The following is a 22857-nucleotide window of genomic DNA, read 5'->3' as shown; positions in this document are numbered from 1 at the left end:
GCGGCTGAACCATGCTAAAAGAGCGAAAGATCGAACGACATCAACTGCCTTTCTATCTTCGGGTTTCCAATCGGTACACCGGCAAGTCCGTGGGGTGCCTGGGTAATATCTCCGAGAATGGGCTGATGCTCATCAGTGACCTGCCTGTATTGGTAGGGGCTGAATTCCAGTTGCGTCTTCAGGTGCCCTGCGAACGGGGTTTGCCGTCGACGGTTGACGTTAACGCAACCTGTCTCTGGTGCCACGAAGACGAAACCCCCGGCAGTTACGATTCGGGCTTTACTCTGACCGAAGCGCCTGCCGAATACTCAGAGCTGATCAAGGCCTTGCGTCGCTACTTCAGCTTTCACCCTCTGGAGGCGTCGGCCTAGGAGTGTCCCGGCTGCCCGGTACTGTCCCTTGGTTCGCTTATAAGGCTCCGGCCTTTTTCCAGCTCAGGTACCTGCTTACCAGTTCCGCGCCCAGCTCTGCCGGGCGCGAATCCAGAACCGCAACACCATGGGCGCTCAAGCGTTCCTGCAGATCAGCGCGGGCGTTGAGGAAGTCGATGGTCCCGCAATAGGTCAATGCGTCGTCAAAGGTCTGGACCGGAGCTTGCCGTAATGTGTCCAGCACCTCTTCTCGCAGGCTCACCACCAAAACACGATGCTGGCGTTCGAGCTGTTTGACCGCAACCAGCAGCTCCTCGTCGTCCTCATCCCGCAAATTGGTCATCAGTACCACCAGAGCCCTGCGTTTCTGCCGCGCCAGCAGTTGGCGCGCAGCGGCGCTATAGTCCGCCGGACGTTGGCTGCTGTGCAGGTCATAGACACTGTTGAGCAGAACATTAAGCTGGCCTTGCCCCCTGACAGGTGCCAGGTAGCGATGTTGCTCGCCGGCAAAAGTGAACAACCCCACAGCGTCCCCTTGCCGCAGCGCGACGTACCCCAACAACAGTAGAGCGTTGAGTGCATGATCGAAGTGGGACAGGTCGCCATCCTGGCTGCGCATTCGGCGGCCGCAATCGAGCATGAAAATTATTTGCTGATCACGCTCTTCCTGATATTCCCTGGCGATCGGTGTGCGGTGCCTGGCGGTGGCTTTCCAGTCGATCTGTCTCAGACTGTCACCTTCACGAAATTCGCGTAGCTGGTTGAATTCCATGCCTAGACCACGCCTTTGTCGTAGACGTACGCCGATCTGACTCAGCCAGTTATCGACGGCCAGAAGTTGTCCACCGTAGAGTCGGGCGAAGTCGGGGTAAACACGGGTAACGTCGTGCAATGGTAAATAGCGGCGGCTGCTCCAGAGTCCCATCGGGCTGGGCAGGTAGATTTCACAACGCTCGAAGTGAAACAGGCCACGTTGGTGAGGGCGCAAGCGGTACGTCAGTTCAGCCTGGTGCCCCGGCAGCAGGGCGATTTCCTGGGGCAAATGCTCGCATTCAAGACCTTCAGGCGCGTGGTCGAATACCCGAACCGTGACGGGACTCGGGTAGCTGTGGGTCAGTTGCACGCTCGCTTCACTCCAGCGACCCAAGGCCAGGCTGCCTTGTAGCCGGCGTTGCAGGTGAGGCGAGGGCAGGCGCAGTAGCCGGTAGCCATCGAGAGCCGCCAGCATCGCCAGCCCAATCAACAAGCTCCAGAACAGCCCGCTGAATTCGGCGGCTGCCGGAGCAAGCGCCGACCAGACACCCAGCACCAACGCCATGCCCGCCAGGCCGCCAAGCCAGCAAAACAGGGAGAGGGAAGGCTTCAACGCCTGTTTCATAGGCGCGGTGCCGGAACCTGATCAAGCATCTGTTTGAGCACCTGATCCACTGATAGACCTTCGATGTCCAGTTCAGGCGACAGTCTTACCCGATGGCGCAGCACCGCCAGCGCACAGCCTTTGACGTCGTCGGGTATGACGAATTCGCCGCCGCGCAGCAACGCTCGTGCACGGCCTCCGCGCACCAGCGCAATGGATGCCCGAGGACCGGCCCCGATGGTCAGCCCCGGCCAGCTGCGCGTGGCCCGCGCCAGACGTACTGCGTAGTCCAGCACTTGGTCATCCATGGGGAGCTCACTGGCGATGCGCTGCAAGGCCTGCACTTCACGGGCTTGCAAGACCACTCGCAACGGCTGCACGTCCAGCATGTCGGCGCGAGTCGATCGGGTGACCTGACGCACCATCGCCAGTTCGTCGTTGAGCTCGGGATAGTCCATGCGCAATTTGAGCATGAAGCGATCCAGCTCTGCCTCCGGCAAGGGGTAGGTGCCTTCCTGCTCGATCGGGTTCTGCGTCGCGAGCACCATGAAGGGCTGCGCGATGGGCATGGGACGGCCTTCAAGGGTGACCTGTCGCTCCTGCATTGCTTCGAGGAGCGCGGCCTGGGTTTTGGCTGGCGCACGGTTGATTTCATCGGCCAGCAGCAGGTTGGTAAACAGCGGGCCCTTGCGCAACTTGAACTGTTCGCTCTGCATGTCATAGACGGCATGGCCGGTGACATCGCTGGGCATCAGGTCCGGGGTGAACTGGATTCGCGCGAACTCGCCACCGAAGCAGCGAGCCAGGGCGCGGACCAACAAGGTCTTACCCAGCCCCGGCACGCCTTCGAGCAAGACATGGCCGCCGCCAATCAAGGCGGTCAGCACATCATCGATGACCGCCGTCTGACCCACGACTGCCTTTCGCAGCTCAATACGCAGCGCCTGAGCCAGGTGGCTGGCACGTTGGCGTTGTTGTGCCTGATTGCTAGCTGGCGCGGCGGGTTCGGCGGGCGATGCGCTGTGGTCGATATTGAACTCGACAACAGGTTCGCTATTGCTCGATGGATCGTTTGATTGATCGCTCATAGGGCATTCCTGATGATTTGCAGGTGGGCAACCTGCCGGGTGAAGTCGGAGCTGGACAGCCGGGTGGCGGGGCGCGGGCGCAGGGCCAGGCTGATAGCGCTGGTCGGTTGGCGTGTCAGTCGTGCCAATACTTGCCATTGCTCGGTAACAGGCAAGGTTTCGAAACCGGGGTGGCGTTTCCTGGCGCGGCGCAGGACGTCCACTTGCAGCGTGCGCAGCAGGCTTTGCTGGCCGCTGTGGCGCCGGGCCAGTTCAGCGCTGGCCCGCAGGTGTTCGGTCAGTTGTCGACGAGCCATGGATGGCGCCGGCAACAAAGGCCCCTGACGCATCCCCGCTCGCCACAGACCCAGGCCAACCAGCAACGCTAACGTCAGCAGCAGGAGTGGAAAGTTGCGCAGTAGCAGGTTGAAAAGGTTGTCGTGCCTCGTGCTGACCAGCATCGTGACGTTGCTGTCCTGGGTCAGATACCACAACAGCCAGGCATTGTCGTATTTGCCGATGGCGCGGGTTTTCCACAGGTCGGCATCGGTGACAACGGTGATCACGCCATTGCCATAGATCAGTTGCAGCATGTGAGTGGCTTCGGCGCTGTTGGCCCAGGCTTGTGCGTGGTCCTGTGGGTCTTCAAGGTGGAAGCTGGTATCGAAACTCATATAGGCCGGTGCCGCTTCGTTTTCAACGTACAGACGAGTCAACTCGGGCCAGGATGTGGCTGGCTTTTCAGGCTCGGGTTCAGGCGTCCGCAGCGGGATCATTGCTCTGAAGGGTGCGCGGTCCTGGTCCTTGAGGTCCTTGCTGAGCAATTGATGAATCTGCAAGCGATCCAGCAGCAAGTCGCCACTGCGGCCTTTTTTTTCGTTCCACAGTTGTTCGGCAACAAACAGCAGATGCCCGCCTGAACGTGCCCAGCGCAGGACGCGCTCCGCCTCTGCCGGGGTCATGTCTTCACGGCTGTCGAGCAACAACAGGGTTTGGGTTTGCTGCGCAGGATCGGGCAGATTGTTCAGGGAGTCAGCGACTTTTACGGCAATGGATAGCTGGCGCAGAAAGTTCTCTGCAGCCAGATAGGGATTGGCCCTGACCGCTGGTGAAGGCCCCTTGTCGATGGTTTCTTCATAGTGCTCGAGGTTTTTGGCCAGATACACCAGACCTATACCGATGATCAGCAAGGCCAGCAGGGCGATCAGCCAATGACTGCGCTTGCTCATGGACGCGAATTTCCATCAAGCGCGGCGACGTCGAACAATTGCCGCCAACCATCGCACAACTCACGCTGCAGGTGGGCGGGGGGGAGTCTGTGGCCATACGCCAGATTTTGCCATTGAGTCGTCAGGTCCTGGCTGAACAGTTGTAATTGCGGCTGGTTGAGAAGGGCAATGCGCTCCAGTACCTGGCCTTCGGTATCCGCGCTTTTCAGTGGCAGTTGATAGTCGCTGACCAGACGGCTCAGCAATCCTCTGTAAAGCAGGCCCAATGCTTCACGGGGCTGGTTCGGCCAGAGTTGCTCGGCACTGCCGGCGATGTCCGCTGGCAGGCTTTGTGCGGTGATCTGCAGGCCGAACAATTGCTCGGGCTGGCTGGGGCCCACTTTTTTGTCTCCCGTTGTGCGGGAAACGAAGGTTTTGAACCAAGCCTTGTAGCGCCAGATAACCAGGCAAAGCAAGGTCACGGCGAGGGCCCAAAGCAGTATTTTGAATGTCTGCGCCAGGAAGTTACCCAGTTGCATAAGTCGGTTCAGCCATGCGGTCAATCCGCTGGCCTGCGGGCCCTCTGCAGATGGGGTGACCTCGCGCTTCTCCAGTCGCCAGCCGGAAACCGTTTGCGGGTTCTTGAACGGCGGATTTTGCAGCACCTTGTGGATAGTCTCGCGGGCAGCCTCACTGGTGAGTGCTTGATGGGTCAGGCGGGCGCTTTCGGGGCTTGCCTGGGCTTCATTGTCCTGGGGCGGCAGCGGGCAGTTGAAGTCTTGCGCAGCGGACCATGCTGGCTGTGTGACAGTCGCCAGTGTCAGGCCGACCCCGATCATCAGCACATAGGCGCTGCCGAGTAGTTTCTGGCGCAGGCGCCGCAAGACCAGTTCAATGTCCCAGGCTTCCAGCGTGGTGCGGCGATTCAGATACAAGGTAAAGCCACAGGACACATAAATCGGTCCCCAGATCACCAGTACCAGCGCATACCCCGCATTGGTCAGGTGCTCCAGCCAGTTCAGGTTTCCATCGAGCTCGAAGACTGTCAACTGATCCCAGTCGGTGAGCAATTGCTGCGGGATCAGCACGTAGAACATCACCAGCAGACCTATCCACAGCGCCATCTCCAGCAAGCTACCGACGGCGGTGAGCAGTCGGGCGGCGCGTATGTCGTTTCGACTCAATACCGCGACACGTTTGCCGAGCTCTTCGCCGGAGGGCCTTTCAAGCTGAAGCACTGGCAGTATGAAGCTGCGGCTCAGACTCAAGCGTCGCCAGGTCAGGCTGGAAAGGAGGTTTGGTCGCAACGCCTGCAACCATTCCACAAGCGCCATTTTCAATGAGGGCGGCGACCCAAACAGTGCCTTGGACAAAATGAGTAGCGGCAGGCGCTCATAGACGGGTTTGAGCCACCAGAACAGCACAATTGCCAGTGTCGGGTAGTCCCACAGCATCAGGCTGAGCAGCGTAAAGACCGGCAGCGTGACAATCGCCCAGCTACCCATCAGCAAACCACGGTGCTGGCGGGCCAGCAGTACGCCCAGATCAATGGCTTCCCACGGGCTGCGCGGGTGAATGGCAACGCTGGAGTCAGTCAGGCGCATGCTGCTTCCTTCCGGCGAATAAAAGATAGCCAATGACCAGCGCCCAGAGCGCCGCGCCTACGGTGTACTTCATGGCCGGTTGCGGCCAGCGCATGGACGACCAATAGGCTTCTATAAAAGCGGCGATCAGCAGAAACACAATGACGCCATAGATAAGCTGCACACTGGTCTTTGCCGCCAGACGCAGCGCGTGGGCCCGAGATAGCTGACCCGGTGCCAACAGCGCCCAGCCCAGCTTCAGCCCTGCTGCCCCAGCCAGGGCAATGGCCGTGAGCTCGAAAGCGCCGTGGCCAATCACGAATGACCAGAATGTTTGCCCATAACCGATGCTGGTCAAATGGCCTGCCACCGCACCGATCATCAGGCCGTTGAAGAAAAGAAAGAACAGGCTGCCAAGCCCGAACAGCAGGCCGGTGGCGTAAGTCTGAAAGGCAATGCCGATGTTATGCATGATGTAGTAACCGAACATCATCCAGTCATCGTCGGCGGTGCGCTCCACGGCCTGGCCAATCCGATGGGCCTGCGGGTCGTACATGCTTTCCATTTCCGAGACCTGTTGCGGGTCAAGCACGCTGTAGACCAGATCCGGGAAGCCTTGTATCAGCCCTGCCATGACTAACAGGCTGCCGAAGAACATCAGGCTGGCGATTGCCACCAGGCGCCATTCAGCCCTGACCAGTCGCGGAAAACCTGCGAGCACGAACCCCAGAAGCTGCGAGCCGATCGGGCTGCGATGTCGGTACAACTGTTGATGACCGCGCATCGCCAGCTGCTGCAACGGGTCGACCAGGTGGCTGGAGTAGCCGCGCTCCTGTGCAAGGGCCAGTTGGCTGCATATGCGCCGGTAGTCACGGGTAAAGGAGCCACTGGACGCCTTGAGCGGCTTGCCTCGCTCAAGAGCGACGAGGGACTCCTCGAAACGCTGCCAATGAGCTTGATGACGGGCTTCGAAGAGGGCCTGTTTCATGACGACCCCAACAGCCCGCGGGCCACTCCATTGAGCTGCGCCACCGCCTGCTCGGGAGGTACTTGCAGTGGTTCGGCCAGAATCGATGCCAATTCCAGGGTTCGTTCTGATGAAAGTTGGCGTTGTCGTTCGGCAAAACCCAGAACTGCGCGTTGCTCTTCCAGATTCATCACGAACGGCGCAACCACCGCCACGGCGTCAGGCAGCACGGGTCGCGGAATGGGGGTGTTGCGATACACCACCAGCGTTCCCGCGGCGAGGTCACCCAGGCGTTTGAATTGTGGGTGTTGCAGGCAACTTATGGCACCCAGGCTATAGCCGAAAGGCATCATGTCAACGAAGCGCAGCAGGTTGCGGACCAGCGAGGCAGTCCAGCCGATGGGGGTTCCGTCATCGTGAATGACTCGCAGATCCATGATCTTTTTCCCCGGCGTGCAGCCCTGGTTCAAGACTTCGAATAACACCATGTACCACCAGGTAACGAGAAACAGGCTGAGGGCGGTCAGCCCCGCGCCAAAGGATTCGAACAGGCTGAAGAGCAGATACAACCCCCCGAGGATCAGGGCGCGGAAGCTGAAATCGATACCAAATGCCAGAGCTCGCGGGACCAGGCCTGCCGGGCGCAGGAGCAGATCGATGCCTTCAGGGGTTTCAATTCGGGTGCGGGTATCCAGCGGCGCGGGCGCAGGTGCATTCCTTGGCTGAACGTAAGGGGATGGCATTGTCTGGAAGTGGACGCCTGAAAACAAAGTCTGATGCTAGCCACCACCTGCCTGCTAAGCAACCAGACTCTTGCAGCAGGGGTTGTAAGATAACTTTACGTTTGACGACAGAATATGACCGATTCGCATTTTTGCTGCTTGAGGCCATACACTTTGCCGGTCTTCTGTTCAGGATCCGCCCGTGACTACCACCCTATTTTGGTACGACTACGAAACTACCGGGATCAATCCTCGTAATGATCGTGCTTTGCAGATGGCGGGTATCCGCACTGACGCCGAGCTCAATGAGATCGCCGCGCCGGTCAATATCTACTGTCAGCCCAGCGACGATATCCTGCCCCATCCAGCGGCCTGCGTGATCACCGGTATCACGCCGTCGCGTCTGGCCGAGCAGGGTCTGTGTGAGGCGGACTTCATGACCCGTGTGCATGCCGAGCTGGCCGCACCGGGCACCTGCGGCGCAGGCTACAACACGTTGCGGTTCGATGATGAGGTGACGCGTTACAGCCTGTACCGTAATTTTTTTGATCCCTATGCACGTGAGTGGCAAGGGGGCAACAGCCGCTGGGATTTGATCGACGTGGTCCGAGCTGCTTACGCATTGCGTCCGGAAGGGATTGTCTGGCCTGAAGAAGACGGGCGGGTCACCCTCAAGCTGGAGCGACTGACAGCAGCCAATGGTATCGACCATGGTCAGGCGCATGACGCACTGTCTGATGTCCGCGCCACTATTGCCTTGGCTCGTCTGATCAGGGAAAAGCAGCCAAAACTGTACGATTACCTTTTCCAGCTGCGCAGCAAGCAGAAAGTCCAGCAACAGATAAAACTGCTGGAGCCTCTGGTGCATATTTCCGGGCGTTTCTCGGCAGCCCGACATTATGTAGGCGTAGTGCTGCCACTGGCATGGCACCCACAGAATCGAAATGCCCTAATCGTCTGTGATTTACATCAGGATCATCTGCCGTTACTGGCTGAGGATGCGGAAACTCTTCGGCGCCGTTTATATACCCGACGCGAGGAGTTGCTGGAAGGTGAGCTGCCTGTGCCGCTTAAACTCCTGCATATAAACCGTTGTCCGGTGGTTGCGCCGTTGAAGGTGTTGCGTAGTGAAGACCAACAACGTCTACAGCTGGATATGGCAGTCTTCGAGGATCGCGCGAGACAGATGGGGGAAGGGCAAGCAGTCTGGCAGGAAAAGCTCAACGTCATTTATGCGCCGGATGAGTTCAAAGCCAGTGAGGATCCAGAGCAGCAATTGTATGACGGCTTTATTGGCGACCGGGATCGCAGGCTTTGCGAACAAGTGCGCAATGCCGAGCCTGAAGATTTGGCGAATAATGCCTGGCCCTTCGATGATGGGCGGCTTCCCGAGTTGTTGTTTCGATATCGGGCGCGAAACTTCGCCGAGACCCTCAGCCTTGAGGAACAACAGCGCTGGCGCAGTTTCTGTCAGAAACGTCTGACAAATCCTGAGTGGGGTGCTCCTAATACCCTTGAGAGTTTCAATCGATCGCTGGTGGAGCTTTCTGTTAGTGCTACGTCGGAGCAGCTCAGGGTATTGGCGCAATGGCAGGACTACGTCGAGGAGTTGCGTCAGCGCTTGGCCCTTTAAGCCTCCAGCGGGCGAGCTGTGATGCTGGCGGTGAAAAAAACACAATAAAAAACGCCAGCAAGCTGGCGTTTTTGATGTTGCGGGTGAAGCTGGAGCCGCGTGGGGATTAGCCCAGCAGGGTTGCCCAACCTTCAACTTCGTCACCGCCCCACTTGGCTTTCCACTCTTTCAGAGTCTTGTGGTTGCCACCTTTGGTTTCGATGACTTCACCGTTGTGCGGGTTTTTATACTGCTTAACCTTGCGAGCGCGCTTGGTGCCGGTAGTTTTCACGGCAGCGCCACGTGCAGATTTGCCTACTTTAGCGTCTGGATCAAGCAGTGCGATGATGTCACGCAGCGACTTTTGATATTCGCCCATCAAGGTGCGCAGTTTGCCTTCGAATTCCAGCTCGGTTTGCAGTTTGTCGTCCTGGGACAGATTCTTCAAACGTGCTTGCAGTTCTTTGATTGCTTCTTCTGTGGCGCGGTATTCGTTGATCAGAGACATGAGACACACCTTATGTTGAGAGGGTGGGGGTAGACAGTGACGCAATAATAGTCATGCGCCTTGATCAAGTAAACATTTAAGAAAAGTTTTATTTGAATTATTTAGAAATATCCGCCTTTTCCTACAGCACTGACCAACTAGTATCCCGAGTCGCAAATAAGCTGTTGGGACGGCAGCTGATTTCGTCAGCCAGCTTGATGCTCCTTTCCATAGCATAACTATGAGTCATCACGGCGCTTCGCCAAAACCAGCCACGCGACCAGAATTGACATATTTGCGAGGTGGGACACTAGCCGACTTTTACTCGGTTGTTAAAGATAAGCGCTAATTACGCGGTTCGTGGATTCTTCATAAGCGCGGTGCGAGACGGGGACGGCAGCCGTATGCAGGAAGCCTGCGTCCAGCCGCAGCGCTCAATCAGATTCCACAGGAATACTGCAGTTTTGCCGCGCAGCCGCTAGAATGGCGGCCTTTGCGAAGTTCTGGAGTTTCCCTCATGCGCACTTTCCGTCTGGTGATTTCTTGTCCGGACCGTGTTGGCATCGTTGCCAAAGTCAGTAACTTTCTGGCGTCCTATAACGGCTGGATCACCGAGGCGAGCCACCACTCCGATAACCTCAGTGGCTGGTTCTTCATGCGTCACGAGATGCGGGCCGATACGCTTCCGTTTGAACTGGAGGCGTTCCGCGAGGCTTTTGCACCCATCGCTGAAGAGTTCTCGATGGATTGGCGCATTACCGATTCTGCTCAGAAGAAGCGCGTAGTCCTGATGGCGAGCCGGGAGTCCCACTGCCTGGCCGATTTGCTGCACCGTTGGCACACCGATGAACTGGATTGCGAAATCGCCTGCGTGATCTCCAATCACCAGGACCTGCGCAGCATGGTCGAGTGGCACAACATCCCGTATTACCATGTCCCGGTTAACCCGGCAGATAAAGAACCTGCCTTTGCCGAGGTTTCCCGTCTGATCGCCGATCATAAGGCGGACGTGATCGTACTGGCGCGTTACATGCAGATACTGCCGCCGCAGTTGTGCCGCGAATATGCTCACCAAGTCATCAATATTCACCATAGCTTCTTGCCATCATTTGTCGGGGCCAAGCCTTATCACCAGGCATCCTTGCGGGGTGTGAAGTTAATTGGTGCAACTTGCCACTATGTAACTGAAGAACTTGATGCTGGTCCGATCATCGAGCAGGACGTTGTTCGTGTCAGCCATAGCGACAGCATCGAGAACATGGTTCGCTTCGGTCGTGACGTCGAGAAAATGGTTCTAGCGCGAGGCTTGCGTTACCACCTGGAAGATCGGGTGCTGGTCCATGACAACAAGACGGTAGTGTTCGACTAAGCTTCAGGCTTCAACTTTGGACCTGTAGGAGCGGAGGTTACGACGCCCGCGATGGCGGTGTATCAGTCAGACCGCCATCGCTGCCTCGCGGTGCTCGTGAGCTCCTACGGACAAAAAGGACATCCAGATGACCGACCCACTCGACAAGGCAACTTCCACAGCGCCGCCAACCTTGGGCGAAGGCTGTTTGAGTCGTTATGACCCGGATGCCCTTTCCGCTGAAGACGGTGCTGATTTCGACGGTGCCGCGGAGCTTTGGCGTACGACTGAGCTGGAAAAGGCTCAACAGCAAAAAGATAAATCCGACACCTGATTCAGATCTGGTTGAAGCGCATCAGCCGGTTCAACAGCGGTCGTCCGACCATCAACAGAAAGATCGGCCCTCCCACGACTAGATAGAAGTAATAAGTCACCGTGCGCCAGATCAATATGGCCGCCGCCGCGGTGGACTTACCGACCATAGGCGCCAATAGTGCTGCGGACGTCAGCTCGGCAGTCCCGGCGCCGCCCGGCAGCAGGCTGAACTGACCAGCCGTCAGCGAGAGCATCTGGATCAGAAACGTCCACGCCCACTGCACGTTCACTCCCAGCCCCAACAGCGCCAGATAAAGGATGCTATAGCGCAGCCCCCAGTGCACACACGTCAGGACGAATACCGCGAGTAGTCTTTCCCGAGGCATTTTCCAAGTCTGGGCCAGCGCATCGCGAAAATGCAGAAGCTTGCGCGCCCAGCGTCGACGAGTAACGGCTCGGGTGTTGAAGCGTCTGAGCAATCGGCCATTGAATTTGATGACTTGGCGGTGAAAGCGGGCAAAGCCGATGAAGAGCAGCAGACTGCCCACGACCAGAACGGCGCTGAATCCCAGCAGCCACTCCATGCGTTCACTCAGGTGATTGAACAGGGCATAGAACATGATGCCCACCAAAGCCAGCAGAAAAAACACCAGGTCGCTGAGTTGGTCTGTGGCGAAGACCGCGCTGCTTTTGGCGGCACCTACCCCGTTGCGCGAGAGCACGGCCATGAGGGTCAACGGCCCGCCGCTACCACCGGGCGTGGCGCAGTAAGCGAATTCGCTGGCCATGATCAGGCCCAGGCTTCGTTTAACGCTCAAATTCCTGGCGCTATCGCCAAGGAGTATCCGCATGCGCAGAGTATTGAGGGCCCAGCACAGGATGATCATGCCGAACATGGCCATTAGCAGGGGGAAAGGAAAGCTGCGCAGACGTTGAAAAATATCTCCGCCGCCGAGCGCCAACGGGATCATTACGGCAGCCAGCAAGCCTACCGCCAACCAGGCGACACGCTTCATGCCACCGCCTTGTCAGTGTTGCTCTGGGCGGCGAGCCACTGTGATTTGGTCATCGGCACCCGGCCGTTTTCCATCAGGCGACGCAAGGTTTCAAGCCAATAATTGCGGGAAGATTCATGGCGCATATCCACAGGGTGCAAGCCAAGCCGGAGGGTGGGCGCATGGCGAAACTGCGCTTGGCGACAGTCACTGACGATTTTTGAGAGGGTGCGACGTATAGGGCTGCGCGCGCTCCAGACCAGGCCCGGCGCATCGACCGGTGAAAAATCTGGCAGCCGGTATAAATTCCGAGCATCGCTGGTCCAGGCCAAGGGCAATTGGCGCAGTGCCTGTCGGGTGCCTTGGCTCATCAGCCATGCGGGAGCGACAAACCCTTGAAGCGGCCAGTCCAGTCGCTGGAACAACTCGATGCCGGCTTGCAGCCTGGTCAGTGCCTGTTGGGTCGTGAGTGAGTAAAACTCACCTTCCCAGGTGTAAACGCGGCGCATGAAGTAATCCTGTGGTGTGCGAGGCGAGGGGCCGTCGTCGCAATGGTAGTAGCCGTGCAGAGCCAGCTCGTCACCGCGACTGAGGCGATGCTGCATATATCGCTGAAATTGCGTGCTGCATTCGACGTCGTTGCGCCTATGGAAGTTCGGAACTACCAGCCACGTTATGGGAATCTGACCTGAGGCGTCCACTTGGGCGACGAAGTCTTGATAGTCAGGCAAGGTCTCCGGCGCGACATCATGCAGCACAAGCAACACGCTGGGGGGTGAAGTTAAAGACTCAAGCATGATCGTGGGCCGCGACAGAATGGCCCAGCACCGCGTGATAATGTTCCAGCAGGCCCGTGACCACGCTATCCCATGAGTAGTGACTTTCGACATAACGCCTGGCCGAAAGTCCTTTAATCAAGGAGTCATGGCTGAACAATTCACGCACGGCGTCGGCCATGGCCGGGGCACTGTTGGGGTCGCAAAGCAGACCGCATTCCTGAGGCACTATTTCGCAGAAGGCACCCGCTGCAACGGCAACCACCGGGATCCCGCTGGCCATGGCTTCGAGGATGACCAGACCAAAGGTCTCCTGATCGCCAGCGTGCAGCAACGCATCGGCGCTGGCGAGCATCCGGGCGAGTTCGCTTGCCGTACAGAAATGTCCCACAACCGATACGTTGTCCGGTACCTGGACGGGCATGTGCGTGCCCACCAGCAGCAGATGAAACTCTTCGCCGAGCAGCTTCATGCAATCAAGCAGCACAGGGAGGTTTTTTTCCTTGGAGCCCCGGCCGGCAAAAATCAGCAGGCGTGTGGTCGGACTCAACCCCATCTCCATTTTTAAGTGAGCATCTCGAACGGTCGGTGTGAAGATGTTCAGGTCTACCCCCAGAGGCTGTACGTAAACATTTTTTACGCCGAGTCCGATCAGTTTGTCGGCCATGACTTTGCTTGGCGCCAAAACCCGATCGAAGTTGCCGTACAGCTTGCTCACATAAGCCTCCACGTTCGTTCCCAGCCAACTACCCACGCGGTTGCTGACCAGCAGCGGCAGGTCCGAGTGATAAAAGCCGATAACGGGCACATCCAGTTGGCGCCTTGCATCCAGCGCCGCCCAGGCCGTCAGATAAGGATCGCCCACTTCGATCAGATCTGGTTTAAGACGCTGTAGGGCATTTCTCCAGGGAGCCAGGCGCAGTGGGAAGCGATAGCCGTTACCGAAGGGCACTGGAGGGGCGGGGATTTTGTAAATGCCGTCCTTGTGGCTGCGCGTCGCTCCGGGTATCAGAAGGCTGTGCCGAACGTTTGGGTGAAGGCCCAGGCGTCGATGCTTGGCATCCAGATAGGTGCGCACGCCGCCGCTGGCTGGGGCGTAGAACATCGTCATGTCAGCGATATGCACAGTGAACACTCCTGCAGAGGTCAGCGTCCTAACGTTGACCTTCAGCAAGAATAGATGTTCTCTGAATCAACTTAACCGCAAGCCCTTGATTAGTTGCCTGTAGCAGTGTTTTTGTTGCCTCGTGTGGCCGGAAACAGCACCGCGCAGATAACGCAGACAAGACTCCTTCTGACGAGTGGTCTGCGGTTCCTGCCAGCCAAAGGGGCTATTCACGTTAAACCTCAAGTCGTTGCTAAAGGTATTTCGCTAAGGTTGTTGCGGAGCAGATGTCGAAAAACACGGTTCAAAACAGGTGATGAAATGCCCGACTCTCTGAATATCCTTATCGGTTCCGGCCCCGACGGGTTGGGGGTTACACAGGCGCTGCGGCTGGGCAATCGGCATGGACTCGTTGCGGGGGCGACCGGTACCGGCAAGACTGTCACTTTGCAGCGTCTGGCTGAAGCCTTCAGTGACGCGGGTGTTGCCGTGTTTGCGGCTGATATCAAAGGTGACTTGTGTGGCCTCGGTGCGGCGGGTGATCCGCAAGGCAAGATCGCCGAGCGCATCGCAGGTATGCCATGGCTGAATCACACACCACAGGCTTATCCCGTGACTTTGTGGGACGTCCATGGTCAGTCCGGTCATCCTTTGCGCACCACGTTGAGTGAAATGGGCCCGTTGCTGTTAGGCAGCCTTATGGAGTTGACCGACAGCCAGCAAGCTGCGCTGTACGCCGCCTTCAAGGTGGCCGATCGTGAAGGTTTGCTGCTGTTGGACATCAAAGATCTCAAGGCCTTGCTCAACCATCTGCGGGATAACCCACAGCTATTGGGCGAAGACAGCTCGCTGATGACGACCGGATCGAGCCAGGCCCTGCAACGACGCCTTGCCATATTGGAACAGCAGGGCGCTGAAGCCCTGTTTGGTGAGCCTGCCCTGCAACTGGAGGACATTCTTCAGCCGGCCAGTGACGGGCGAGGGCGTATCCACCTGCTGGATGCCAGCCGTCTGGTACACGAAGCGCCAAAGGTCTACGCCACTTTCCTGTTGTGGTTGCTGGCGGAATTGTTCGAGCAATTGCCAGAGCGGGGCGATGCAGAGAAGCCGCTGCTGGCGTTGTTTTTTGACGAGGCGCATTTGCTGTTCGCCGACACGCCCAAGGCGCTGCAGGAAAGACTTGAACAAGTCGTGCGGCTGATTCGCTCCAAAGGCGTGGGGGTGTATTTCGTCACCCAGTCTCCGGGCGATCTGCCAGACGACGTGCTGGCCCAACTCGGGCTGCGCATTCAGCACGGCCTGCGGGCGTTTACTGCCAAGGAACAGAAATCATTGCGCGCCGTGGCGGATGGCTTCAGGCCCAATCCGGACATCAACACCCTTGAGGTACTGACCCAGCTGGGCATCGGTGAGGCGTTGGTGGGGACTTTGCAAGACAAGGGCACGCCGGCTATGGTCCAGCGAGTGCTGATCGCGCCACCGCAGTCGCGAATCGGTCCACTTAGCGCCGCTGAGCGGGCCAGCCTGATTGCTCGTTCGCCGCTGGCAGGACGTTATGACAAACCGATAGATCGTGAATCGGCTTATGAAATGCTCATTGCCCGCAAGATCGCCGCTCCAGAGTCGGCGCAAACACCGGAGAAAACCCCAGAAGAGCAGCGAAGCTTTAGTGATATGGCCGGTGAGTTTCTCGGGGGGATAGCCGGGCAGGCGATGAAAAACGCAGCGCGTCAGGCCGCCAATCAGTTGGGCAGGCAGTTGGTGAGGGGATTGATGGGGTCACTGCTGGGTGGGGGGAAGAAGCGCAGGTAGGAACGCAATAGTCTCGATGACTATGGTGTTCCATCTGTGGGAGCGGTGCTTGCCCGCGATAAGGCTGAATACGGTTGACCTGCCATCTGCGGCGCCTGTATCGCGGACAAGCACCGCTCCCACAAACCGTGTCCGGGGAGCGTGCTTGAATATCAAGCCAGCGCTTTGGATGCCAGCCAGAACAATGCGGCCGACAGCCCGACCGTCGCGGGCAGGGTCAGTACCCAAGCGAGCAGAATGGTCCGTACGGTGCCGCCTTGCAGGCCGCTTTTGTTGGCGACCATCGTGCCGGCAACGCCAGACGACAGGATATGGGTCGTGGATACCGGCAGGGCGAACAGGTTGGCCGCGGCGATGGCGCAGGCTGTGGTGATCTGAGCAGACATACCTTGTGCGTAGGTCATGCCCTGTTTGCCAATCTTCTCGCCAATGGTCAGCACTACGCGCTTCCAGCCGACCATGGTGCCAATACCCAGCGCAAGGGCAACGGCCAGAATCACCCAGAACGGCGCGTATTCAGTGGTTTCCGTCAGGTCCTTGCGCAGCTTGTCCAGGTCCGACTTTTCACGCGGGGCCAGGTTTGGCAGCTTGGCAACCTTGCGAGCGGTGTCGTCCAGGCACAGCAGGTAGCGGCGAACTTCGATACGACGCTCCGAAGGCAGCGAGTGGTAATCGGTCACGCCGCTCAGGTTGTCCAGCAGCGCTGCGATGGTCGGCTCGGTTTGTGTCGGGTTGCAGCTCGAACTCTCCGGCAGATCACCTTTTTCTGCTTTGCCTAAGGCCAGAAACTCGCCCAGCGTGCTGCTGTTGCGCTGATAGAACTGATTCAGGTGCAGGGTTGCATCCCGAGTCCGCTCGATCTGGTACGTGGTGCTGTTCAGATCAAGGACAAAGGCACTTGGCACGATGCCGATCAATACCAGCATGATCAGGCCGATGCCTTTCTGGCCGTCGTTGGAACCGTGCACGAAACTGACGGCCATGGCGGAAACAACCAGTACCAGACGGTTCCAGAACGGTGGATGCTTTTTATCGTCGAGCTTGCGGCGCTGCTCGGGAGTTTTATGCATCTTGGACAGCGGACGCCACCACTTCAGGCCCAGCAGAACCAGTGCGGCGACCAGAAAGCCAGCCAGTGGCGAGAAAACCAGCGAAGCACCGATATCGATCGCCTTCTGCCAGTTGACGCCATCGGCCAGCGGTATGTCGTTGATCAAGGCGTTGGCCAGGCCCACCCCGAGAATCGAACCGATCAAGGTGTGGGAACTGGAGGCCGGAATACCGAAGTACCAAGTGCCCAGATTCCAGGTGATCGCGGCTGCGAGTAATGAGAAAACCATCGCCAGGCCGTGGCCGGTGTTCACATTGATCAGCAACTCCACCGGCAGCAGATGCACGATGGCATAAGCCACGCCCACGCCACCCAGCAGAACCCCAAGGAAATTGAAGATACCCGAGGCGAATACGGCCAGATGAGGCGGCATGGCTTTGGTATAAATGACTGTCGCCACCGCGTTCGCGGTGTCATGAAAGCCGTTGATGAACTCGAAGGTGAGGACGAATGCCAAGGCGAGCAGCAGGCTTATAAGTACCCAGGCATCTAGTCCGCTGAATAAATCGATCATGAAGGTTTTCTGACCCGGTCTGAAGGGGGCGGGATTATGACAGAAAAAATACAGGTCGATGTGACAGCCGCTGATTGGTCGTCGCTCAAAGTCTGAATTTCATGCAAAGCAAGGCCGCGCCGTCATTTTTTGCGCAGCGTGTTTTCAGCAGTCAGACGCTATGAGGCCCCAGGAAATTCGTGCCTTTTAGAGCTGCCAGGCGCGCGCATCGGCACACCCAGGCCATGTTCGAGCACCTGGCGACTATGTTTCTTCGCTGAGGTCCTTTTCCATTTTTTGAAGTTCTTGCTTGAAAGCCTGGTCAAGGAGACTGGCTTTTTTTCGCCAAGGTTTGCGTTCCGGCTCTGGTTGAGCTGCGTAGGTAGTAATTTCCCCACCATATACATCCTTGAAACGTTGTTCCTGGCGCTCAAGTTCCGCGCGCAGTTCATCTTTAGTCACTTTGTTACCTGATCAAGTCAATTGAACTCTGGCGATATCACTGAGCAGCTGCACTGGTCACACATGAAGCTGCGCCTCAAACGGCATGTTCCGGCCATTGGCCAAACAGCAACGTCGGAATCAGCTCGGCATGAACACTCTTTGCTGCTCGCGGCTACGAACACCAGAAACGTATCTGTCGTAGCGACATTCGTTTTTTGAGTTACAAGTGCGATAGCTACTTGGGCTAGCCGTCATTCGCGGGATGAGGATGTGGCACGGCTGCTTTGCTTCAGTGTGGCAGCATCTCAAGCCTTTGTGCGCGTCATCCATCATGGGTGTAGCGATGGGATGGCAAGCACTGCGAATCGTTATTCCAGCCAAGTGACGAACACTATCTCCAAGAACTACGGCTCCGTCAACTATATATGTGATGAGTAACTGAAAGAATTCCAAACAGGATTTTTTCTTGTACGACTGTTCCGAAGTTTCGGTGGGGAACATATGAAAGGAAGTTGGAAGCGCAAAATATTGACAGGCCCGGACAGAATCCTGACAGGGTAGTTCGCGGATAATTGACGGGGTGATAGAACGCGCTATAGCTTCACGCCGCTCGCGGGTGCCGCTGAGTTGTGGCGCTTTGATAGCAATTGGAAGAGGGTGCAGAAATAAAAACGGCCTCGCTTCATGGGCAAGGCCGGCCTTGGACTTCTCGTGGGTACCTGACCAGTAATTCCAAGAAGCCACTTAAGGCCATGCAAAGGTATAAGTATCTTTGTGACGGGTCAATTGCGATTATCGGCCAGTCGTTCGATAATCGCACACGGCGCTTGGATCGTTTTTCATTGAATCGGTCGCAAGCGGCGTCCCATCTGGGCTGACTGGGTTTTAGCGAGGTAGTGGCGATGAATGATGAACTACGAAATTCTTTTGCGTCATTGGCGCCCCCTATCGTGGCGTCACCTGCCAAACGGATTCAGGCGCTGACCGGAGACCCGGATTTCATGACCTCCCTGGCCAGGGGGCTGGCAGTGATTCATGCCTTTCAAGAGCGCAAACGGCATTTGACCATTGCTCAGATCAGCCATAGAACCGAAATCCCCCGGGCAGCAGTCAGGCGCTGCCTGCTGACGTTGATCAAGCTGGGGTATGCGACGACGGACGGTCGGACCTATTCACTATTACCCAAGGTGCTGACCTTGGGTCATGCCTACTTGTCCTCGACTCCGCTGGCCGTTTCGTCCCAGCCCTATCTGGACCGCATGAGTGATCAGTTGCACGAGGCCTGCAACATGGCGACCCTGGAGGGCGAGGACATTCTGTACATCGCCCGTTCGGCCACGACCCAGCGCCTGATTTCCGTAGACCTGTCAGTAGGCGGGCGACTTCCGGCCTATTGCACCTCAATGGGGCGCATTCTGTTGTCGGCACTGGATGATGTTTCGCTGCGTGAATATCTGGATCATGTGGACCTGCAACCTAAAACCAGCCGCACGATCCGCACCCCGGAAGCCTTGCTCGAATGTCTTCAGCAGGTTCGCCAACAGGGCTGGTGCATTGTCGATCAAGAGCTGGAACAGGGCCTGCGCTCGATTGCAGTACCGGTCTATGACGCGTCAGGCCAGGTACTGGCGGCGTTGAATGTCAGCACCAGCGCCGGTCGTGTTGCGAGAAGTGAATTGGAGCAGAAATTCTTGCCGATCATGCTTGATGCAAGCCGGGATTTGAGTACTCAGTTGTTTACCTGAAACTGTCTATTGATCGTTTTGAATTTGTGCGATTAACGAACGGATAATCGATTATCGGATTGTTTGGCCTCCTCCCCGGGCATAACCTCAGCACCATTCCAGCGTAGTTCATCTGCGCTGTTCATTGGATGCGATTTGAGTTCGGGAGTACCTCATGGCTGAAATTCTTTCTCTACGTGATGCCGTGAAGCAATTGGTCAACGATGGCGACACCGTTGCGCTGGAAGGCTTCACCCATTTGATTCCCACGGCGGCAGGTCACGAAATCATCCGTCAGGGCAAAAAAGATCTGACCCTCGTGCGCATGACGCCAGACCTGATCTACGACCAGCTCATTGGTGCCGGTTGTGCCAAGCGCCTGATCTTTTCCTGGGGCGGCAACCCTGGTGTGGGCTCCTTGCATCGTTTGCGTGATGCAGTGGAAAAAAAATGGCCGCACGCCATGGAAATCGAAGAACACAGTCATGCTGACCTGGCCAATGCCTATGTCGCCGGTGCATCAGGCCTGCCATTCGCTGTCTTGCGCGCTTACGCCGGCTCTGACTTGCCGAAGGTGAATCCGCTGATCAAGACCGTCACTTGCCCCTTCACCGGCGAAGTTCTGGCGGCAGTCCCTGCGGTGCGTCCGGATGTCACGGTCATCCACGCGCAGAAGGCTGATCGCAAAGGCAACGTTTTGCTCTGGGGCATCCTCGGCGTGCAGAAAGAAGCGGCGCTGGCCGCCAAACGTTGCATTGTCACCGTGGAAGAAATCGTCGATGACCTGAATGCACCGATGAACGCTTGCGTCTTGCCGACCTGGGCATTGAGTGCGGTTTGCCTTGTGCCTGGCGGCGCGCATCCGTCCTACGCTCACGGCTACTACGAGCGTGACAACCGTTTCTATCAGGCCTGGGACCCTATTGCCCGCGATCGGGAAACCTTCAGCGCGTGGATCGATGAATACATCCACGGCACAGCAGATTTCAGCGAGTTCCAGCGCAAGCTTGCCAGCTCCTCGGAGGCAAAATAATGACTTACACCACCAATGAAATGATGACCGTAGCGGCGGCACGTCGGCTGCGTAATGGCGCTGTCTGTTTCGTCGGCATTGGCCTGCCATCCAAGGCCGCGAATCTGGCGCGGCTGACCTCTTCCCCGGATGTGGTTCTGATCTATGAGTCTGGGCCGATTGGCGCTAAACCAACGGTCTTGCCTTTGTCGATTGGTGACGGCGAGCTGGCGGAGACTGCTGACACAGTCGTCTCTACCAGTGAAATTTTCCGCTACTGGTTGCAAGGCGGCCGCGTCGACGTGGGTTTCCTGGGGGCGGCGCAAGTGGACCGGTTCGGCAATATCAATACGACCGTGGTGGGCGACTACAACAACCCCAAAGTGCGTTTGCCAGGTGCTGGTGGCGCTCCGGAAATCGCCGGTTCTGCGAAGTCAGTGCTGATTATTCTCAAACAGTCGGCGCGGGCATTCGTCAACAAGCTGGATTTCATTACCTCTGTAGGTCATGGCGAAGGTGGCGATTCGCGTAAGCGCCTTGGCCTGCCGGGTGCCGGGCCGGTGGGGATCATCACCGATCTGTGCATCATGGAGCCGGAAGCGGGCAGCAACGAATTCGTGGTAACGACCCTGCACCCCGGCGTCACCCGCGAGCAGGTGATCGCGGCCACCGGTTGGGAGGTGCGTTTCGCGGAGAACGTCGAATATTCTGCCGAACCCACTGAAACTGAATTGACTGCATTGCGCGATCTAGAGGCCCGCACTGCGGCGGCTCATGGTCAGGCGCCAGGAGAAGCATGATGCGTGAAGTATTTATCTGCGATGCCATTCGTACACCCATTGGCCGTTTTGGTGGCGGGTTATCCAGTGTGCGCGCTGATGACTTGGCCGCGGTGCCGATCAAGGCGTTGATGGAACGCAATCCTTCGGTCAACTGGAGCGAAGTGGATGAGGTGTTCTTCGGCTGTGCCAACCAGGCCGGCGAGGACAACCGCAATGTCGCGCGCATGGCAGCGTTACTGGCAGGGTTGCCGGAATCAATTCCTGGCGTAACCCTCAACCGCCTGTGCGCTTCAGGCATGGACGCTATCGGCACCGCATTCCGGGCCATTGCGGCCGGGGAAATGGAGCTGGCCATTGCTGGCGGCGTAGAGTCCATGTCCCGTGCGCCATTTGTGATGGGCAAAGCCGACGCGGCGTATTCGCGGAACATGAAGCTGGAAGACACTACCATCGGTTGGCGTTTCATTAACCCGCTGATGAAAGAGCACTATGGCGTCGATTCCATGCCGCAGACCGGCGACAACGTGGCGGACGACTTCAAGATTTCTCGAGCCGATCAGGACGCTTTCGCCCTGCGCAGCCAGCAGCGCACTGCCGTCGCACAGGCTGCGGGCTTCTTTAACGAAGAAATCACGCCCGTGCGCATCACCCATAAGAAGGGCGAAACGGTCGTGGAGCAAGATGAGCATCCTCGTGCCGATACCAGCCTGGAAACCTTGAGCAAGCTCAAGCCGGTCAATGGCCCTGACAAGACCGTCACTGCCGGCAATGCATCGGGCGTCAACGACGGCGCTGCTGCATTGATTCTGGCCTCGGCCGACGCGGTCAAGAAGCATGGCCTGAACCCTCGGGCACGGATTCTCGGCATGGCCAGCGCGGGTGTCGCCCCGCGAGTAATGGGGATTGGGCCGGTACCTGCTGTGCGCAAGCTGGTTGAGCGTCTGGGTCTGGCTGTTACTGATTTTGATGTGATCGAGCTTAACGAAGCGTTCGCCAGCCAGGGTCTGGCGGTGTTGCGGGAGTTGGGGCTGGCCGATGATGCACCACAGGTAAACCCAAACGGCGGCGCGATTGCTTTAGGTCACCCGCTAGGCATGAGTGGCGCGCGTCTGGTGTTGACAGCGTTGCATCAACTGGAGAAAACCGGCGGCCGCCGGGGCCTTGCGACCATGTGTGTAGGCGTCGGGCAGGGGCTTGCGCTAGCGATTGAGCGTGCCTGACAGACTTTAGCGCCTGTATCGTCAGAATGCGGCCCAGACCAAGCACCGCTCCCACGGGGATATACATTCCCCGTGCGAGGCTTGCCCGCGAAGAACGATAAATCGATGGGCCTGCTGGACAGGGTCGTCTGCGTCGCGGGCAAGCACCGCTCCCACAGCATCAATTTGATCCGTATGACCGGTTTTAGCAGGGAGCGCGTGAGTGCGGTCGCTGCATCTCCTTCGCTGCAAGTACAGCCCTCCCGGCTAAAGCCGGTCCTGCAGGATTGCAGACGAACATAGAATCTCCCACAGGGATTGTTTTAACAAAGCATCGCCAACCCCCACGTGTATCGGGAATTCCACA

The 22857-nt window shown here is 57.8% G+C and carries 21 protein-coding genes; 9 read left to right on the top strand and 12 right to left on the bottom strand.

Annotation, left to right across the window (positions count from 1 at the left end; genetic code table 11):
• Nucleotides 1–11 precede the first annotated feature (11 nt).
• Nucleotides 12–371: a PilZ domain-containing protein gene (locus IV01_RS19590; RefSeq protein WP_032626705.1), complete on the top strand. Its 360-nt coding sequence runs from the start codon at nt 12–14 to the stop codon at nt 369–371.
• 37 nt (nt 372–408) lie between these two features.
• Here the strand turns inward: IV01_RS19590 and IV01_RS19595 are convergent, their stop codons facing one another.
• Genes IV01_RS19595 through IV01_RS19620 form a run of 6 tightly spaced genes read right to left on the bottom strand, consistent with a single transcriptional unit; the run spans nt 409 to nt 7296 of the window.
• Entirely contained in the window at nt 409–1749 is a 1341-nt protein-coding gene (locus IV01_RS19595) for a DUF58 domain-containing protein (RefSeq protein ID WP_032626704.1), read from the bottom strand.
• On the bottom strand, nt 1746–2816 hold the full coding sequence (locus tag IV01_RS19600) for an AAA family ATPase (protein WP_032626703.1): 1071 nt from the start codon (nt 2814–2816) through the stop codon (nt 1746–1748). Before IV01_RS19600 ends, IV01_RS19595 begins: the two co-directional genes overlap by 4 nt.
• On the bottom strand, nt 2813–4024 hold the full coding sequence (locus IV01_RS19605) for a DUF4350 domain-containing protein (RefSeq protein WP_032626701.1): 1212 nt from the start codon (nt 4022–4024) through the stop codon (nt 2813–2815). Before IV01_RS19605 ends, IV01_RS19600 begins: the two co-directional genes overlap by 4 nt.
• Nucleotides 4021–5607, bottom strand: coding sequence for a DUF4129 domain-containing protein (locus IV01_RS19610; RefSeq protein WP_032626696.1), 1587 nt, complete (start codon nt 5605–5607; stop codon nt 4021–4023). Before IV01_RS19610 ends, IV01_RS19605 begins: the two co-directional genes overlap by 4 nt.
• Nucleotides 5594–6574 carry a stage II sporulation protein M gene (locus tag IV01_RS19615; RefSeq protein WP_032626741.1) on the bottom strand — a complete coding sequence of 327 codons (981 nt, stop codon included), beginning with the start codon at nt 6572–6574 and terminating at the stop codon, nt 5594–5596. The genes IV01_RS19610 and IV01_RS19615 overlap by 14 nt, the downstream gene beginning before the upstream one ends.
• Nucleotides 6571–7296 (bottom strand): RDD family protein, encoded by a 726-nt coding sequence (locus tag IV01_RS19620; RefSeq protein ID WP_032626694.1) that lies wholly within the window; start codon nt 7294–7296, stop codon nt 6571–6573. Before IV01_RS19620 ends, IV01_RS19615 begins: the two co-directional genes overlap by 4 nt.
• Nucleotides 7297–7477: 181 nt before the next feature.
• Here IV01_RS19620 and sbcB point away from each other — a divergent pair, with 181 nt between their 5' ends.
• A complete protein-coding gene (gene sbcB / locus IV01_RS19625) occupies nt 7478–8908 on the top strand; it encodes an exodeoxyribonuclease I (protein ID WP_032626691.1) in 1431 nt (476 codons plus the stop codon).
• 106 nt (nt 8909–9014) lie between these two features.
• Here sbcB and mvaT read toward each other — a convergent pair whose 3' ends face one another.
• A complete protein-coding gene (gene mvaT / locus IV01_RS19630) occupies nt 9015–9395 on the bottom strand; it encodes a histone-like nucleoid-structuring protein MvaT (RefSeq protein WP_032626689.1) in 381 nt (126 codons plus the stop codon).
• Between the two features lie 496 nt (nt 9396–9891).
• Between mvaT and purU the strand changes: the two genes are divergently transcribed.
• Together purU and IV01_RS19640 are read left to right on the top strand one after the other, a co-directional pair.
• Nucleotides 9892–10743: a formyltetrahydrofolate deformylase gene (purU, locus tag IV01_RS19635; RefSeq protein WP_032626688.1), complete on the top strand. Its 852-nt coding sequence runs from the start codon at nt 9892–9894 to the stop codon at nt 10741–10743.
• 127 nt (nt 10744–10870) lie between these two features.
• Nucleotides 10871–11056: a hypothetical protein gene (locus IV01_RS19640; protein WP_032626685.1), complete on the top strand. Its 186-nt coding sequence runs from the start codon at nt 10871–10873 to the stop codon at nt 11054–11056.
• Nucleotide 11057: 1 nt separating this feature from the next.
• Here IV01_RS19640 and IV01_RS19645 read toward each other — a convergent pair whose 3' ends face one another.
• From IV01_RS19645 to IV01_RS19655, 3 genes are read right to left on the bottom strand one after another with little or no spacing between them, the layout of a single operon-like run.
• Entirely contained in the window at nt 11058–12053 is a 996-nt protein-coding gene (locus IV01_RS19645) for a lysylphosphatidylglycerol synthase transmembrane domain-containing protein (RefSeq protein WP_032626683.1), read from the bottom strand.
• Complete coding sequence (locus IV01_RS19650) at nt 12050–12829, bottom strand: DUF2334 domain-containing protein (RefSeq protein ID WP_032626681.1); 780 nt, start codon at nt 12827–12829, stop codon at nt 12050–12052. Before IV01_RS19650 ends, IV01_RS19645 begins: the two co-directional genes overlap by 4 nt.
• Entirely contained in the window at nt 12822–13943 is a 1122-nt protein-coding gene (locus tag IV01_RS19655) for a glycosyltransferase family 4 protein (protein ID WP_080290221.1), read from the bottom strand. The genes IV01_RS19650 and IV01_RS19655 overlap by 8 nt, the downstream gene beginning before the upstream one ends.
• Before the next feature lie 291 nt (nt 13944–14234).
• Between IV01_RS19655 and IV01_RS19660 the strand changes: the two genes are divergently transcribed.
• Complete coding sequence (locus IV01_RS19660; protein WP_032626680.1) at nt 14235–15725, top strand: helicase HerA-like domain-containing protein; 1491 nt, start codon at nt 14235–14237, stop codon at nt 15723–15725.
• 152 nt (nt 15726–15877) lie between these two features.
• On the opposite strand, the gene IV01_RS19665 is transcribed toward IV01_RS19660, so the two are convergent.
• Nucleotides 15878–17350: an inorganic phosphate transporter gene (locus IV01_RS19665; protein WP_032626677.1), complete on the bottom strand. Its 1473-nt coding sequence runs from the start codon at nt 17348–17350 to the stop codon at nt 15878–15880.
• Nucleotides 17351–17593: 243 nt separating this feature from the next.
• Complete coding sequence (locus tag IV01_RS19670) at nt 17594–17791, bottom strand: hypothetical protein (RefSeq protein ID WP_032626675.1); 198 nt, start codon at nt 17789–17791, stop codon at nt 17594–17596.
• Between the two features lie 884 nt (nt 17792–18675).
• Between IV01_RS19670 and pcaR the strand changes: the two genes are divergently transcribed.
• The 4 genes from pcaR (at nt 18676) to pcaF (ending at nt 22511) form a co-directional block, all read left to right on the top strand.
• The gene (pcaR, locus tag IV01_RS19675; RefSeq protein ID WP_032626674.1) at nt 18676–19518 is read left to right on the top strand and encodes a pca regulon transcriptional regulator PcaR; all 843 of its coding nucleotides are present in this window, start codon (nt 18676–18678) and stop codon (nt 19516–19518) included.
• 154 nt (nt 19519–19672) lie between these two features.
• Nucleotides 19673–20530, top strand: a complete 858-nt coding sequence (locus tag IV01_RS19680; protein WP_032626672.1) for a CoA transferase subunit A — start codon at nt 19673–19675, stop codon at nt 20528–20530.
• The gene (locus IV01_RS19685) at nt 20527–21309 is read left to right on the top strand and encodes a CoA-transferase subunit beta (RefSeq protein WP_195758754.1); all 783 of its coding nucleotides are present in this window, start codon (nt 20527–20529) and stop codon (nt 21307–21309) included. The genes IV01_RS19680 and IV01_RS19685 overlap by 4 nt, the downstream gene beginning before the upstream one ends.
• Nucleotides 21306–22511, top strand: coding sequence for a 3-oxoadipyl-CoA thiolase (gene pcaF / locus IV01_RS19690; protein WP_195758752.1), 1206 nt, complete (start codon nt 21306–21308; stop codon nt 22509–22511). Before IV01_RS19685 ends, pcaF begins: the two co-directional genes overlap by 4 nt.
• Nucleotides 22512–22857: the final 346 nt, after the last annotated feature.

Origin of the sequence: Pseudomonas syringae (assembly GCF_000737245.1) — a bacterium.
In the GTDB taxonomy this organism is placed as follows: domain Bacteria; phylum Pseudomonadota; class Gammaproteobacteria; order Pseudomonadales; family Pseudomonadaceae; genus Aquipseudomonas; species Aquipseudomonas syringae_J.
Note: the sequence above shows the minus strand (reverse complement) of the source record. Positions and strands in the feature narration are given on the sequence as shown.